13 protein-coding genes are annotated in these 14,439 nt (G+C 73.0%); 4 read left to right on the forward strand and 9 right to left on the reverse strand.

The window, feature by feature from the left end; all coding sequences use genetic code 11:
• Window positions 1–534 (forward strand): AIR synthase-related protein (locus ACF08D_RS31075; RefSeq protein ID WP_392227524.1); only part of this gene is annotated, 534 nt, incomplete at its 5' end.
• A gap of 54 nt (window positions 535–588) precedes the next feature.
• Here ACF08D_RS31075 and purN read toward each other — a convergent pair.
• Window positions 589–1,215, reverse strand: coding sequence for a phosphoribosylglycinamide formyltransferase (gene purN, locus ACF08D_RS31080; protein ID WP_392227526.1), 627 nt, complete (start codon window positions 1,213–1,215; stop codon window positions 589–591).
• A complete protein-coding gene (locus tag ACF08D_RS31085; RefSeq protein ID WP_392227528.1) occupies window positions 1,212–2,123 on the reverse strand; it encodes an ArsR/SmtB family transcription factor in 912 nt (303 codons plus the stop codon). Before ACF08D_RS31085 ends, purN begins: the two co-directional genes overlap by 4 nt.
• Window positions 2,124–2,721: 598 nt before the next feature.
• On the opposite strand from ACF08D_RS31085, the gene ACF08D_RS31090 reads away from it, so the two are divergent.
• Window positions 2,722–3,636, forward strand: a complete 915-nt coding sequence (locus ACF08D_RS31090) for a LuxR C-terminal-related transcriptional regulator (protein ID WP_392227530.1) — start codon at window positions 2,722–2,724, stop codon at window positions 3,634–3,636.
• 51 nt (window positions 3,637–3,687) lie between these two features.
• Here the strand turns inward: ACF08D_RS31090 and ACF08D_RS31095 are convergent, their stop codons facing one another.
• The 5 genes from ACF08D_RS31095 to ACF08D_RS31115 all read right to left on the reverse strand — a co-directional run bounded on the left by ACF08D_RS31095 (window position 3,688) and on the right by ACF08D_RS31115 (window position 10,822).
• Complete coding sequence (locus ACF08D_RS31095; RefSeq protein WP_392227532.1) at window positions 3,688–5,631, reverse strand: ABC transporter permease; 1,944 nt, start codon at window positions 5,629–5,631, stop codon at window positions 3,688–3,690.
• A gap of 102 nt (window positions 5,632–5,733) precedes the next feature.
• On the reverse strand, window positions 5,734–6,546 hold the full coding sequence (modA, locus tag ACF08D_RS31100; protein WP_392227534.1) for a molybdate ABC transporter substrate-binding protein: 813 nt from the start codon (window positions 6,544–6,546) through the stop codon (window positions 5,734–5,736).
• 129 nt (window positions 6,547–6,675) lie between these two features.
• Window positions 6,676–7,071 carry a molybdopterin-binding protein gene (locus ACF08D_RS31105; protein WP_392227535.1) on the reverse strand — a complete coding sequence of 132 codons (396 nt, stop codon included), beginning with the start codon at window positions 7,069–7,071 and terminating at the stop codon, window positions 6,676–6,678.
• Window positions 7,072–7,166: 95 nt separating this feature from the next.
• A complete protein-coding gene (locus ACF08D_RS31110) occupies window positions 7,167–9,950 on the reverse strand; it encodes a molybdopterin-dependent oxidoreductase (RefSeq protein ID WP_392227537.1) in 2,784 nt (927 codons plus the stop codon).
• Window positions 9,947–10,822: an FAD binding domain-containing protein gene (locus ACF08D_RS31115; protein WP_392227539.1), complete on the reverse strand. Its 876-nt coding sequence runs from the start codon at window positions 10,820–10,822 to the stop codon at window positions 9,947–9,949. The genes ACF08D_RS31110 and ACF08D_RS31115 overlap by 4 nt, the downstream gene beginning before the upstream one ends.
• Window positions 10,823–11,051: 229 nt before the next feature.
• Between ACF08D_RS31115 and ACF08D_RS31120 the strand changes: the two genes are divergently transcribed.
• Window positions 11,052–12,584: a PucR family transcriptional regulator gene (locus tag ACF08D_RS31120; protein ID WP_392227541.1), complete on the forward strand. Its 1,533-nt coding sequence runs from the start codon at window positions 11,052–11,054 to the stop codon at window positions 12,582–12,584.
• Between the two features lie 22 nt (window positions 12,585–12,606).
• Here ACF08D_RS31120 and ACF08D_RS31125 read toward each other — a convergent pair whose 3' ends face one another.
• Window positions 12,607–13,005 carry a molybdopterin-binding protein gene (locus ACF08D_RS31125; protein WP_392227542.1) on the reverse strand — a complete coding sequence of 133 codons (399 nt, stop codon included), beginning with the start codon at window positions 13,003–13,005 and terminating at the stop codon, window positions 12,607–12,609.
• Window positions 13,006–13,104: 99 nt separating this feature from the next.
• Window positions 13,105–13,947, reverse strand: a complete 843-nt coding sequence (locus ACF08D_RS31130) for an AraC family transcriptional regulator (RefSeq protein WP_392227544.1) — start codon at window positions 13,945–13,947, stop codon at window positions 13,105–13,107.
• A 49-nt stretch (window positions 13,948–13,996) separates the two neighbouring features.
• On the opposite strand from ACF08D_RS31130, the gene ACF08D_RS31135 reads away from it, so the two are divergent.
• Window positions 13,997–14,428: a DUF2000 family protein gene (locus ACF08D_RS31135; RefSeq protein WP_392227545.1), complete on the forward strand. Its 432-nt coding sequence runs from the start codon at window positions 13,997–13,999 to the stop codon at window positions 14,426–14,428.
• The last annotated feature ends 11 nt before the right edge of the window (window positions 14,429–14,439 follow it).

The following is a 14,439-nucleotide window of genomic DNA, read 5'->3' on the forward strand; positions in this document are numbered from 1 at the left end:
GACGACGTGAACCGCCGTACGCCGATCGCCTTCGCGGAGGAGGGCCAGCTCCTCTACCTGCTGGGCGACACGCGTGAGGAGTTCGGCGGCTCGGCCTGGTCCGAGGTCGTCCACGGTCACCTGGGCGGCATGCCGCCGGCCGTCGACCTGGACCGCGAAAAGCTCCTGGCCGACATCCTGATCGCCGCGTCCCGCGACGGCATGATCGACGCCGCGCACGACCTGTCGGACGGCGGGCTCGTCCAGGCCATCGCCGAGTCCTGCCTGCGCGGGAACACCGGCGCCCGCCTCATCGTCCCGGACGGCCTCGACGCCTTCACCTTCCTCTTCTCCGAATCGGCCGGCCGCGCCGTCGTCGCTGTCCCCCGCAGCGAGGAGCTCCGCTTCACCGACATGTGCGGTGCGCGCGGCCTGCCCGCCACCCGCATCGGCGTCATCGACGGTCAAGGCATCGACGTCCAGGGCCAGTTCACCATCCCCCTGGACGAGCTGCGCACCGCACACGAGACCACCATCCCCGGCCTCGTGACCTGAGAAAGGGGCTGTGACCGTTTCCCAGGCGGGAAACGGTCACAGCCCGGGCGCCGATCAGGGGATCAGGACCCTGCGTCCCACCAGGCGGTGTCCGTGCCGAGCGAGGCGCCCGACGACATCGACCAGCAGGGTGCGTTCGACTTCCTTGATCCGCTCGTGCAGGAGGGCCTCGTCGTCCTCGTCCCGGACGTCGACCACCCCCTGGGCGATGACGGGGCCGGTGTCGACGCCCTCGTCCACGAAGTGAACCGTACAGCCGGTGACTTTGACGCCGTGCGCGAGCGCGTCCCGCACCCCGTGGGCGCCCGGGAAGCTCGGCAGCAGGGCGGGATGGGTGTTGACGACCCGGCCCCCGAACCGGGTCAGGAACTCCTTTCCGAGGATCTTCATGAAGCCGGCCGAGACGACGAGATCGGGTGCGTACGCGGCGACATGGTCGGCGAGCGCGGCGTCCCACGCCTCCCGGGAGGGGTGGTCCCGCACCTGGCAGACGAAGGCCGGCACCCCGGCTCGTTCGGCACGCTCCAGGCCGACGACGCCGGGCCGGTCGGCGCCGACGGCGACGACGGTCGCGCCGAACCCCTCCGGGTCGCCGGCCGAGGCGTCGAGGAGGGCTTGCAGGTTCGTACCGCCGCCGGAGACGAGGACGACCAGCCGGGTGGAGGAGGAGGGAGGTGTCATGACAGGGCGTCCACCAGTGCGTCTCCGCGCAGGGTGCGGCAGATCCGCACCTCGCGCCCCTGCCGCTCGCGGCAGAGCAGCCCGGCCTGCTCCAGCTGCCGGCAGTGGTACGTCACCGTGCCGGCGGTGCAGTGCAGCAGGTCGGCGAGCGTCCCCATGGACACGGACTGGGTGCCCTTGCGCAGGATGACGGCGCGCAGTTCACCGAGTGTCAGGGCCAGCGGGTCGCTCGGGGTGCGCTCCTCACCCTCGGCCGCCCGGAGCAGCCCGGCCAGGCCGGCCAGCGGGTATCCGATGTGGGCGTGGCCGTCCGCGTCGACCCGGGCGACGCAGGCACGGGTGCCCGAGACCAGGGGCGTGAGCGTGAGGCGCCGGAGTACGACGGGCGCGGCCACCGGCGTATTGGCGGGAAGGACGAGATTCCCGTCCACGAAGGAGATCCTGGGGCTGAGATCGGCGAGAACGGATCCCATGGCTCCGGTGACGGATGCCACACCGATGCGTCCGATCTCTCTGTCGAGGAGTGGTTTACTCCGCTGCCAGGTGCCGGACAGCTGCTCCCACACCGCGCGGGCCATGGCGGCGTACGCGAGGAGGAATGTGGAGGGACTGTCGACGACTTTGCGCCATATGAGCGGCACCCTTCCGTCGTACATTCGACCGATGTCGGCCAGCAGCGCCTCCGGCGCCGTTTCGGCAATTCGCTGTGTCTCGTGGCGAATACTTTCGCCGCCCGCGTCCCCGTCCATCCAGAGCAGGGGCGGGATGGGGAAGGAACCCGTCGAGGTGAGGGTTCCCGCCGTGTCGGACAGGTAGCCGGGGCAGACCGCCCTGAGCGACCTGCGCAGGTTCACCGGCACGCCCTGGGGCATCCCGAAGGTGTCTGCCAGAAGTGAGATGACGGACATGCCCGGCTGTACGGAAACCGATACCGGTATGTCCACATGCGTTCCTACCTGAAGTCGGACGATATCGCCCACTTCGCTCCCCCGTTGTTCAGATTTCAGCGGCGAACCGCATACGAGCCGCACGCCGGGGAAGCGCCCCCGGCGCGCCATCTGTTGAAGACCGGTGGCCGGTTGCGGCGGCCACCCGCGGGTGCACTCCCGCTGTCAGAGCGATCCGGCGGCCCCGGAACAAGGGCCTCCGGCGACCGGTACGTCAACACGGCGCCAGGTGTGGCCGGAAAGAGATGTGTGCATGGAGCCACCTGCCCTGCCGACGTGAACGTGAATCGGTGCACAGATCGGGCGAGGGTATGGCAAGACGACACCGTCCCCCCGCACGGCGATCCTCGTTCTCCATCCTTACCCGACCGCCATGTGCAAGGCCATCGGGGGCAGTTGCCTACTGTTACATTGCACATCTGTGAAGCGGCATCAAAAATGCGCGACAGCCCCCAATTGCGGCGAAGCCGATCCACAGGCGCCGTGCGATTGGGCCAGGGAGCTGTACCGACAAGCGGTAGTTGAAAAGGATAACTTCATTGACGACGTCCCCGATTGCTTGCGCAAGCTTCACCTGCTCATAACGTCGGGGCAGGAGGACGGCCCGGCGTACGCGGTTCCGCCGCCCGTCGCCGCCGAGGCGGCGCTGCGGCCGGTGGAGGAGGAGATGTCCCGGCTGCGGCGCGAGGCGGCACGCATCCGCGCGGCCATGGCGTCGTACGACGCGGTCTACTCCGAGGCCAGGAGCCGGGGCGAGGAGACCGTCACCGTCATCTACGGCGAACGCGCCATCCACCACGCGCTCCAGGCCGCCGTGAAGACCTGTGCCGAGGAGCTGCTCGTCTCCCAGCCGGGCGGCGGCCTGCCGGTCCGGCTGCTGCACCGGGGCCTGGGCCTGAGCCTGCCGCTGCTGGAACGGGGCGTGCGCCAGCGCACGCTGTACCAGCACTCGGCGCGGAGCCACAAACCGACGCTCGCCCACATCGAACGGCTCCTCGGCCACGGCGCCGAGGTCCGCACCCTGGCGGAGACGCCGGACCAGCTGCTCGTCTGCGACCGGGACGTGGCGTTCCTCCCGGCCGGGGAGGACGGGGAGCACGCGATGATGATCGCCAAGCACCCGGACCTGGTGCGGTACCTCAGGGCGATGTTCGAACGCTCCTGGGCGCGTGCCGAACCGGTGGAGCCGTCGGCGTCCCGCCCCGAGGACCGCCCGTTCCTCGACGACCTCCAGCGGACGATTCTGCGGGCCATGGTGGAGGGCGAGACCGACGAGCGCATTGCCCGCCGGATCGGTCTGAGCCGCCGTACGGTCGTGTCCCACATCCGCAAGGTGGCGGAGCGGTTCGGCAGCAACAGCCGTGCGCAGCTGGGCTACTTGCTCGCCGGCTCGGGCCTGCTCGCCGAGGAGGACGGCCACACGCGCGCCCCGGGCTCCCCACCGCCCCGGGAGAGCCCGCCCCCGGCGCCGTGACGCCCTGGCGCCCGTCCCCGGTGAGGGGCGGGGCCGGGCGGGCGGGTGGGGTCAGAGGGCTACCACCGTGGCCTCCGTCGCCTTGACGCTCGTCCACACCGGTACCCCATCGGCGAGGCCGAGTTCGGCGGCGGCCTGGGGGGTGACTTCCGCGACGAGGTCCGGTGCCTCGCCGGAGGTGATCAGGACCCGCAGCCGGCTGCCGCTGGCGGTGATCTCGCGGACGGTGCCGGACCAGACGTTGCGCGGGCTGCCGCCGGGGCGTTCGCGGTGGACGGAGACGGCCTCGGGCGGGATGACCGCGAGGGCCTCGGTGCCGGGGGGCAGCGGGTCGGCGGCGACCAGGTGGCCGCCGGCGCGCAGGGCGAGGCCGTCGGCCGTGGCGGTGCCGGCCCAGGCGTTGCGGCCGAGCATGCGCGCGACCCACGGGGAGCGGGGGTGGCGGGTCACCTCGGCGGGGGTGGCGTCCTGGAGGGCACGGCCCTCGTCGAGGACGAGGACGCGGTCGGCGAGCGAGACGGCTTCGACCGGGTCGTGGGTCACGATGAGGCAGACGCCGCCGAAAGCGGCGAGGTGGGTGCGCAGGGTGTGGCGCACCCGGGCGCGGGTGGTCTGGTCGAGCGCGGCGAGCGGTTCGTCGAGGACGAGCAGGCGGGGGCGGGCGGCGAGGGCGCGGGCCAGGGCGACGCGCTGGGCCTGGCCGCCGGAGAGCTGGGCGGGGCGGCGGTGGGCGAGGTGGCCGATGCCGAGGCGGTCCAGCCACTCCTGGGCGGAGCGGCGGGCCTCGGCGCGGGCGACGCCCTGGGCGCGCAGCCCGTACGCGGTGTTGGCGAGGGCCGTCAGGTGGGGGAAGAGGGCGCCGTCCTGGGGGACCCAGGCGACGTGGCGGCGGTGCGGGGGCAGGGCGGTGACGTCGGTCCCGCCGAGCCGGAGCGCGGCGTGGGCGCGGGGGGTGAGGCCGAGCAGGGCGCGCAGCAGGGTGGTCTTGCCGGCGCCGTTGGGGCCGACGACGGCGATGGTGGTGCCCGGCTCGGCGTCGAGGGTGAGGGTGGTGAAGCCGCTGACCTCGGCGTGCAGGGGCCAGCGCCCCTGGTGTGCCGCGGGCGGGGCGGTGGGGGGCGCGGGCTCCGTGACGGTGGGGTCGCCGTCCGCCGGGGGCGGTTCCGGGTGGCGTTCGCGGCCGGCGGGGGCGCCCGTCCACCGTCCGCGCAGGGCGACGAGGACGCCCATGGCGATGGCGAGCAGCAGCAGGGACACCGAGGTGGCCGCCTCCGGTTCGTCCTGGAGGAGCAGGTACACCTGGAGCGGGAGGGTCTGGGTGGTGCCCGGGAGGTTGCCGGCGAAGGTGATGGTGGCGCCGAACTCGCCGAGGGCCCGCGCCCAGGTGAGGGCGGCGCCCGCGAGGACCCCGGGGGCGACCATCGGCAGGGTGACGGTGAAGAACACCCGCACGGGCGGAGCCCCGAGGGAGGCCGCCGTCTCCTCGTACCGCGGCCGGAGTCCGCCGAGCGCGCCCTCCAGGCTGATGACGAGGAACGGCATGGCGACGAAGGTCGCCGCGAGGACGGCGCCGGAGGTGTGGAACGGCAGGGTGATGCCGAAGGTGTCCTCCAGCCAGGGGCCGAGGAGGCCGCGCCGGCCGAAGGCGAGCAGCAGGGCCACACCGCCGACGGTCGGTGGCAGCACCATCGGCAGGAGCACCAACGAGCGGACGAACGCCTTGCCGGGGAACGGCACGCGCGCCAGCAGCCAGGCGAGCGGGACGCCGAGCACCAGGGAGAGCCCCAGCGACCAGGCGGAGACGACCAGGGACAGTCTCAGCGCCTCGACGGTGCCGGGTGAGCCCAGGTGGGCGGCGAGGTCGCTCCACTCGGTGCGTACGAGGATGCCGGCGAGCGGCAGGGCGAGGAACGCCACCGCCAGCACCGCGGGCAGCGCCAGGGTGAGCGGTGGCCGCGCGCCGGGCGGCCGGGTGGTGCGTGCTGCTGGTTTCATCGGTGGTCCCGGAGACGGATGGAGGAGGGGCCGTCCGTCCCCCCCGACCGGACGGCCCCTCGTGTGCGCGGTGGTGCGACCGTACGCGGTGGTACGACCGGACTACGGCTTCTGGAAGCCGGCGTCCTGGAGGATCTTCTGCCCCTCGGGCGACGAGAGCCAGGCGACGAACGCGGCGGCGGCCTCCGCGTTCTTGGAGTCCTTGAGGGTGGCGGCCGGGTACTTCGCGATGGCGTTCTGCGCGTCGGGGATCTCGACGGCGTCGACCTTGTCGGCGGCGCTCGCGGCGTCCGTCTTGTAGACGAGGCCGGCGTCGGCCTCGCCGAGTTCGACCTTGCTGAGCACGGCGCGGACGTTGGGCTCCTGGGAGACCGGCTCGACCATGATCTTCTGGGCGTCGAGGATCTGCTTGCTGTACTTGCCGGCGGGCACCTCGGGGGCGGCGAGGACCACCTTCAGCTTGGTGTCGGCCAGGTCCTTCAGGTCGCCGACCTTGTGGGGGTTGCCCTCGCCGGTGGCGATGACCAGGCGGTTCCTGGCGATGATCGCGGGGGTGCCGGTGTCGGCGCGCACCTTGTCCATGCTCTTGGTGTCGGCGGTGACGAGGACGTCGGCCGGTGAGCCCTGGGAGACCTGGGCGACGAGTTCCTGGGAGCCGGCGAAGGAGAAGGTGATCTTCGTGCCGGGGTGGGCCTTCTCGTAGGCGGCTCCCGCGGTCTTGAAGACGTCGGTGAGCGAGGCCGCGGCCAGCACGGTGAGGTCGGCCCCGGGTGCGGCGCCGGCGGATCCGGTGGCCTTGGAGCCGGCGGAGTCCTTGGCGGGGCTGTCGTCGTTGCCGCAGGCGGCGAGCGGGACGAGCAGGGCGGCGGTCAGCGCGGCGGCGGTGGCACGGCGTCGGGTGAGAGTGCGGGACATGGGGGCCTGGGCTCCTTGGGGACGTACGGATGGTGCGGAAGGGCCGGTCGCGCCGACGGCCGCGGTGGTGCGGTGATGCGGTACTGCGTGAGCGGGTCGGTCAGGTGCGGTACTGCGTGAGCGATTCGGTCAGGTGCGGTCGATGTGCACGCTGGTCGACTTCACCCGGGCGGTGGCCCGCATGCCGACGTCGAGTCCCAGTTCCTCCACGGCCTCACGGGTGAGGAGGGAGACCAGGCGGTGCGGGCCGGCCTGGATGGTGACCTGCGCCGCGATGTCCCCGAGCCGGATCGCCGTGACGATGCCGGGGAAGGCGTTGCGCGCCGACGTGTACGAGGAGTCGTCCTCGCCGGTGCCGTGCTGGGCGATCTCGGTGGAGAACGCGGCCAGCGACTTGCCGTCGATCAGCCGGCGTCCGCTCTCGTCGCGGTGGGTGGCGACGCGGCCGGCGTCCGCCCAGCGGCGGGCGGTGTCGGGGCTGACGCCCAGCAGCCGTGCGGCCTGACCGATGGTGTAGGACTGCATGTGCGACACGGTAGGCCGCTGAACCTCTCATCTGCAACAAAGTCGTGGGACCGTCCATGGCGGATGCGAGCCTCTTTGGAGGAACGGACCAAGGCTCAGTCGCGCGCGGCGCGCGCCGCGCGGTCGAGGGCGAGCCAGATCCGGTCCCGGGTCACCGGCAGTTCGGTGAAGCGGATGCCGGTGGCGTCGCGCAGGGCGTTGGCGAAGGCCGGGGCGACGGGGTTGAAGGGGCTCTCGCTCATGGACTTGGCGCCGAGCGGGCCGATCGCGTCGGACGTCTCGGCGAAGTGGACCTCGGTGCGGGGGACGTCCGCGTACTGGGGCAGGCGGTAGCGGCGGAAGGCGGCCGTGGTGACCTCCCCGCGCTCGTCGACGCGGACGTTCTCGAAGAGCGTGGCGCCGAGGGCCTGGGCGACGCCGCCCTCGACCTGGCCGCGGCACTGCATGGGGTTCATGACCTTGCCGGCGTCGGCCGCGTGGACGCTGCGCAGGATGCGGACCTCGCCGGTGCCGGGGTCCACGGCGACGCGGAACCACTGGGCGTTGAACGCCACCGAGCGGGGCGAGCCGCCCCAGTGGCCGTCGGCCGCCAGCTCCTGCGCCGCGCCGAGCGCGTGCCCCGCCTCGTACAGCTCCTTGAGGGTGACGAGCCGGCCCGCGCAGTCGACCGCCTCGGCGCCGAGCACGCACTGGTGCCGCGCGGTGCCGGAGTGGCGGGCGGCGAGGGTGCGCAGCCGCTCGGCGAGGGAGGTGGCGGCCAGGAGCACCGCCTTTCCGGCGACGACGGTTCCGGCGGAGCCGAAGGCGCCGGTGTCGTGGCGTACGACGTCGGTGTCGGACTGGCGGACGGTGATGCGGTCCTCGGTGGTGTTCAGGGCGCCGGCGGTGAGCTGCTTGTGGACGGTGGTGGTGCCATTGCCGAACTCGGCGGTGCCGACGGCGATGTCGTACGTCCCGTCCTCCAGCAGCGAGACCCGGGCGTCGGCGTAGTGGCCGCCGGGCGGGCCGGTGGCGATCATGGCCATGCCGGTGCCCTGGCCCACCAGCCAGCCCTCCGGGGCGTCGTCGCCGCCGCGGTCCTCGGCGATGGCCCGGCGGACGACCGAGAGGCACTGGTCGAGGCCGTAGGAGGCGATGTGCAGGTCCTCCTCCTCGCCGATGGGGCTGTGCATGCCCTCGCCCGGGCCGATGATGTTCTTCTCGCGGAAGTCCAGCGGGTCCATGCCGAGGCGGCGGGCCAGCTCGTCCATCACGGACTCCACGGCGAAGGTGACCTGGCCGAGGCCGTAGCCGCGGAAGGCTCCGGCGGGGACGACGTTGGTGTAGACGGAGTAGGCGTCGACCTTCTTGTGCGGGGCGCGGTAGACGGCGAAGGACTCGCCGACGCTGTGGAACATCACGGCGGGGCCGTGGTTGCCGTACGCGCCGGTGTTGGACACCACCCGCATCCGCACCGCCGTCAGCGTGCCGTCCTGTCGCGCGCCGGCCTTGATTCCGATGGTGAAGGGGTGCCGGGTGGTGGCGCCGTAGAACTGCTCGGCGCGGGTGTACTCCAGTGTGACCGGGCGGCGCAGCTTCAGCGCGGCGAGGGTGACGATGTCCTCGGTGAGCATTTCCTGCTTGCCGCCGAAGCCGCCGCCGACGCGGTCGGCGACGACGCGCACCTCGTCCTCGGGCAGGCCGTACAGGGCGCACAGCGCCCGCCGGGTCAGGAAGGGGGTCTGGGTGGAGGAGCGGACGGTGAGGCGCTCTCCGGTGCCGTCCTCCTTCGGCTCGAAGTAGGCGACGCAGCCGTGGGTTTCGAGGCTGGCGTGCTGGACGCGCTGGGTGCGGAAGGTGTTCTCGTACACGATGTCGGCGTCCGCGAAGCCCTGCTCCACGTCGCCGATCTCGCCGTGCACCTCGCCGGCGACGTTGTTCTCGACGCGCGCGATGCGCATGCCGGGGCCCTTGCCGGCGTGGATCACGGGGGCGCCGGGGAGCATCGCGGCCTCGGGGTCGGTGACGTACGGGAGTTGTTCGTACGTCACCTCGATCCGGCGGCAGCCCTCCTCGGCGGCCTGCTCGCTGTCGGCGACGACGGCGGCGACCCGCTGCCCGACGAAGCGGACGACGTCGTCGAGGACGCGGGTGTCGTCGGGGTCCTCGGTGGGGTGTTCGTGGCGGGCGGTGGAGTACAGCGTGGCGGGCGCGTCCTCGTGGGTGAGGACGGCGTGCACCCCGGGGACGCGGAGGGCGGCCGTGGTGTCGACGGCGGTGATCCGGGCGTGCGGGTGCGGGGAGCGCAGCAGCTTCATGTGGAGCAGGCCGGGGACCTCGATGTCGAAGGTGTAGCGGGCGGTCCCGGTGACGATCTGCGGTCCGGCGGGGGCGCCGACGTTCTTCCCGACGGCCTGGCCGGCGCTGGGGCGTTCGGTGTGTTTGACCCCCCGTACGGCGTCCTCGACGGCCCGGTAGCCGGTGCAGCGGCAGATGTTGCCCTTGAAGGCCCGGGGCAGGTCGTTGAGTTTGCCGTCGTCGTACTCCGTGCCCCGCTCCGCCTCCAGGGCGGCGGTGGTCATCAGGAACCCGGCCGTGCACATGCCGCACTGGTAGCCCTGTGCGTCGAGGAACTTCTTTTGTACGGGGTGGAGTTCGCCGTCCGGTGCGGCGAGGCCCTCGACGGTGGTGACGGCCCGCCCCTCGGCGCGGACGGCCGGGTAGAGGCAGCTGTGCACCGGTTCGCCGTCGACGTGGACCGTGCAGGCGCCGCAGTCGCCGGCGTCGCAGCCCTTCTTCACCCCGAACCAGCCGCGCTCGCGCAGGTAGGTGCGCAGGCACTGGCCGGCGCGGGGCTCGTCGTCGAAGGGCCGGTCGTTGACGCGGACGTGGAAGCTCATCGGGCACCTTCTCCGTGGGCGTGGCTCTCCGGCGTGCGGGGCGGGGTGTCCGCCGGGCCGCCGGTGAGTTCGTGGCGGACCTCCTCGGCGAGGCGGAAGGCCATGTGCCTGCGCCATTCGGGCAGTCCGTGGATGTCGTCGAACCAGCCGGTGTCATCGACGGCGGCCCCGATCGCCCGGGCGAGCCGTCCGCGGCCGGGCGGCAGCGGGAACCAGAGCCGGACGGGCCGTACGGTGGCGGCGGTGATCGTGACCGTCAGGGAGCCGTCCGCCGGGTCGGAGGTCCCGATGACGAGCGCGCCGGAGCGGCCGAGGCCGTACAGGGACGCCTGGCGGAAGGCGGTACGGCAGGCGAGGGCCCGGCCGGGCAGGGTCACCGAGCGCAGCAGCTCCCCCGGTGCCAGGTCCTTGACCCCGGCGCCCCGGACGAACTCGGTGACCGGGACCCGCCGCAGGGCGCCGTCCTGGGCCTGGAGGAGGCAGGTGCCGTCGAGCGCGGCGGTGAGGGAGATCATCGGTCCGGCGGGCAGGCCGTTGCACAGGTTGCCGCCCACGGTCGCCATGTTCCAGATCTTGAACGAGGCGAGGAAGGCGCGGCAGCACTGCTCGAACAGGGGGGCCGCGGGCGCCTGGAGTGCGCGCCGGCCGTAGCGGGAGAGCTGGGCGATCGTGCAGGTGGCGGCGATCTCCAGCGAGCCGTCCGGGTGCCGGGTGAGCGGAGGCCAGCCCATCCGGCCGAGGTCGACGAGGCGGCGTATGTGGGGCTGGGGTTCGGAGAAGAGGTACGTTCCGCCGCCCAGCCAGGCGTCGCCCGGCCGCCACGGCTCGCGCCGGCGTGCGTCGCGCACCTCCGTCACCGTGTGCAGATCCATCCCGGCCCCCGTCTCTCTCCGCGTGTGGTTTCCCGCCAGTGAAGCCCGTGCGGAGGCGCGGGACGACTGGTCCCGGCACCGGAAATCCGCCCTCTCGGGCGCCCTGCCTCTGGAGGATCAACCAAGAGCCGTTTTCCGCGCCGCACCGGGCATCTACGATGTGCGCACTCGCATCCGCCTCGTGAATGTGAGAAGCGGGCCCGTCCCGTCACCGCGCAAGGAGCCCCGGATGCACGTCGACCACCTCCTCCGCCTGGACCGCCTCGGCCTCTCCCTGGTCTGGGGCGACCCGGCGCTTCTCGGCCAGGAGATCAGCGGAGTCACCGCCACCGATCTGGAGGACCCCGGCCGCTTCCTCCAGCCCGGCGAGGTGGTGCTCAGCGGACTGGTGTGGTGGAGCCCCGGGGGCGACGGCCGGGCCAGGGCCGACCGGTTCGTGTCGGCGCTGCGCGAGGCGGGGGCGGTCGCGCTGCTCGCGGGCGAGGAGACGCACGGCGAGGTGCCCGGCGACCTGGCCGCGGCCTGCCGCGAGCACCGGGTCCCGCTGCTCGCCGTGCCCGCGCGCACCAGCTTCCGGGCCGTCACCGAGGCGGTGTACCTGCGGCGCTGGGCCGACCTCAGCCGGCGGCCCGACGACCACTACGCCCTGCCGGAGAACGTCCGCGCCGAGCTGGGCCGGGCGGTGGAACGCGGGGCGCCGCCGGGCGAGTTGCTCGACCGCGCCTTCGCGCACCTGGGCACGCCCGCCTGCCATCTGCTGACCGGCAGCGGGCGGACGGTGGCCCGCACCGCGACCGCCGGCGCGCTGACGGCCGCCCGGGCGGTGGAGCTGCTGCGGGGCGCCACGGGAACGACGCTGCGCGTCGAGGCCGACGACACCCCGTACGACGCCTGGCATCTGCACCTCGCGGACGAGGGGCAGGCGCCACCGCGGGTGGTGCAGGAGATCGCCGAGGTGCTGGGCCGGTCACGCCGCCGCCCGGAGCACCGGCGGGCCGCCCGGGACGCGGCGGGGGCGCGGCTCGCGGACGCCGTCGGCGCGGCCGTGGTGGACTCCGGCTCGGTACGGGAGGCGCTGGGCGCGTGCGGTCTGGCCGACCGGGCGTCCCGCACGGTGGTCGTGGCGACGCTGTCGGGGCCGGACGGCGGCGAGCCCGCGGCGGCCGCGCTCCGGGAGGCGCTGCACCACCTGCCGTCGGTGGCCTTCGCGGTCGCGGACCGGCCCGGCGGCGAGGCGCTGGCGGTCGTGGCGCACGACGAGGACGGCGGGCCGTCGGTGCGGGACGGGCTGCGTGCGGTGTGGCCGGCGCTGGCCTCGGTACGCCAGGAGGCCCTGCCGCACGCCGGGGTGAGCGAGCCGGTGGGTTCCCCGGGCGGGCTGGGCGCGGCGGTGGCGCAGGCGCGGTACGCACTGGCCGCGGCGCGGACGGCGAGCCCGGAGGAGGGGCGCGTGTCGGGCGTCGGGGAGCTGACGGGGCTGGAGCTGCTGCTGGCGGGGATGCCCCGCGCGGTGCGCTCGGCGTTCCGGGAGACGGTGCTGGGGCCGCTGCTGCACGAGGGCCGGGCGTCGAACGCCGTGCTGCTGGACACCCTGGAGGTCTTCCTCGCGCACAACTGTTCCTGGGCCCGGACGGCGGAGGCGCTGCACCTCCATGTGAACACGGTGCACTACCGCATCCAGCGGGTCGAGTCGCTCACCGGCCGGGAGCTGTCCCGCCTGGATCACAAGACGGATCTGCGCGCCGCCCTGCTGTGCCGGTGACGCCGCCGCCGTGCGGCGGGTCTCACTGGAGGTCGACGTGGACGTTGGTCGACTTCACCCGGGCGGTGACGGTGACCCCCACGTCGATGCCGAGGTCCTCGACGGCTTCCCGGGTCACCAGGGACACCAGCCGGTGCGGTCCGGACTGGACCTCCACCTGGGCGGCCACGTCGTCGACGCGTACGGCCGTCACGATGCCCACGAAGGCGTTGCGCACCGAGGTCGGCACGTCGTCGTCGGGGACCGCGTGCAGTCCCGCGCCGCGCTCCTGGGCGAAGCGCGCCAGGCTCACCCCGTCGATCGTCCGGTTGCCGGAGCCGTCCCGCTCCATGCGCAGCCGGCCGCCGTCCGCCCACCGGCGGACCGTTTCCGGACTCACGCCCAGCAGCCGCGCTGCTTTTCCGATGCTGTACGTCGGCACACCCGCACTCTAGCCCGCGGCCGTGCTCGTGGCCGTGCGGCCCTGCCCGCACGGCGCCTGCGCCCCCGCCCGCCGCGGGTGCCCGGCCGGTGGCCGGTGTCAGCAGTCGGCGCGCACAAGCCTCGCGGTGCCGGAGGCGCCGCGGGCGGAGCCGCTGCGGGCGAACCGGCCGGGGCTGACGCCCAGCAGCCGCTTGAAGTGCCGGTTGAAGTGGGACTGGTCGTAGAACCCGGCGGCCGCCGCGACCAGGCGCGGTGCCATGCCCCGCAGCAGCAGTTTGCGGGCCAGGTCCACCCGGCGGCCGGTCAGGTACTGGTGCGGCCCCATGCCGAACTCGCGGCTGAAGACCCGTACCAGGTGGGCGGGGTGGACGTGCAGGGCCTCGGACGCCTCCTGGAGGCTGACGCCCTGGACGAACTTCTCGTCGAGCAGCTCGCGCAGCCGGTGCGCGATGCCCGCGTCCCGGATCTGCGCCCGGTCCTCGACCCTGCGGTGCAGGTGGTCGCGGAGCCGCTCGGACACCAGCGCCAGTCTGCTCTCGGCCTCCAGTTCGTCGCCCTGGTGCTCCAGCGTGAGATGCAGTTGGTGGATGCGGTGGCGCAGCAGCGGGTCGTCCAGGACGGGGCTGTCCACGGCGAGTCCGATGAGGGCATCCTCCAACTGCGAGGTATCGAGATACACAACTCTCTTGCGGAAACCGTCCGGCGTGACCGACCGTCCATTATGTGGGACGTGCGGGGGAAGCAAAGTGACCGTCTGGTCGAGCGCCCCGTGTTCATGACGGTCTAAGTCGTATCTGACCGCGCCGTTGTCGACGATGAGCAGTGTCCAGCTCTCGTGGGTATGCATGGGGTAGACGTGGTCGGTGATGTGGGCATGGAAGACTTCGTCGATTCCCGCCAAGGGCGGCCGCCAGGCCCGGATCTGTGGGTGATCAACCATGCAAAGATCGTACAAGACTTGAGCCCCGCGGGAGCGGTTCAATCACTGCATGGAAACCGTCAACGAACCCGTCCGTTTCGACACGAAGATCGCGGTGGTCCTGCGGGACGACCTCCAGACCTGGCAGCGCCTGAACATGACGGCGTTTCTGGTCAGCGGTATCGGCCGCGCCGTGCCGGAGGTGATCGGCGAGCCCTACGCGGACGCGGACGACACCGCGTACCTGCCCATGTTCCGCCAGCCGGTGCTGGTCTTCGAGGCGAGCAAGGAGGCCCTGACCACCTCCCACCAGCGGGCCGTCTCCCGGGGCCTGCCGCTCTCCGTCTTCACCACGGACCTCTTCACCACCAACAACGACCGGGACAACCGGGCCGCCGTGCGCGCCGTCCACCGCGACCAGCTCGACCTCGTCGGCATGGCCGTGTACGGGCCGCGCAACGCGGTCGACAAGGTCCTCAAGGGCGCGCGCATGCACCCGTGACGTCACCGTGG

Source organism: Streptomyces sp. NPDC015131, assembly GCF_043079975.1.
In the GTDB taxonomy this organism is placed as follows: Bacteria; Actinomycetota; Actinomycetes; order Streptomycetales; family Streptomycetaceae; genus Streptomyces.

Coding starts and splice junctions, on each gene's coding strand:
- purN (WP_392227526.1), bottom strand. CDS start 1,215: ATGACACCTCCCTCCTCCTCCACCCGGCTGGTCGTCCTCGTCTCCGGC.
- ACF08D_RS31130 (WP_392227544.1), bottom strand. CDS start 13,947: ATGGTTGATCACCCACAGATCCGGGCCTGGCGGCCGCCCTTGGCGGGA.
- ACF08D_RS31105 (WP_392227535.1), bottom strand. CDS start 7,071: ATGCAGTCCTACACCATCGGTCAGGCCGCACGGCTGCTGGGCGTCAGC.
- ACF08D_RS31095 (WP_392227532.1), bottom strand. CDS start 5,631: ATGAAACCAGCAGCACGCACCACCCGGCCGCCCGGCGCGCGGCCACCG.
- ACF08D_RS31110 (WP_392227537.1), bottom strand. CDS start 9,950: ATGAGCTTCCACGTCCGCGTCAACGACCGGCCCTTCGACGACGAGCCC.
- modA (WP_392227534.1), bottom strand. CDS start 6,546: ATGTCCCGCACTCTCACCCGACGCCGTGCCACCGCCGCCGCGCTGACC.
- ACF08D_RS31085 (WP_392227528.1), bottom strand. CDS start 2,123: ATGTCCGTCATCTCACTTCTGGCAGACACCTTCGGGATGCCCCAGGGC.
- ACF08D_RS31115 (WP_392227539.1), bottom strand. CDS start 10,822: ATGGATCTGCACACGGTGACGGAGGTGCGCGACGCACGCCGGCGCGAG.
- ACF08D_RS31120 (WP_392227541.1), top strand. CDS start 11,052: ATGCACGTCGACCACCTCCTCCGCCTGGACCGCCTCGGCCTCTCCCTG.
- ACF08D_RS31135 (WP_392227545.1), top strand. CDS start 13,997: ATGGAAACCGTCAACGAACCCGTCCGTTTCGACACGAAGATCGCGGTG.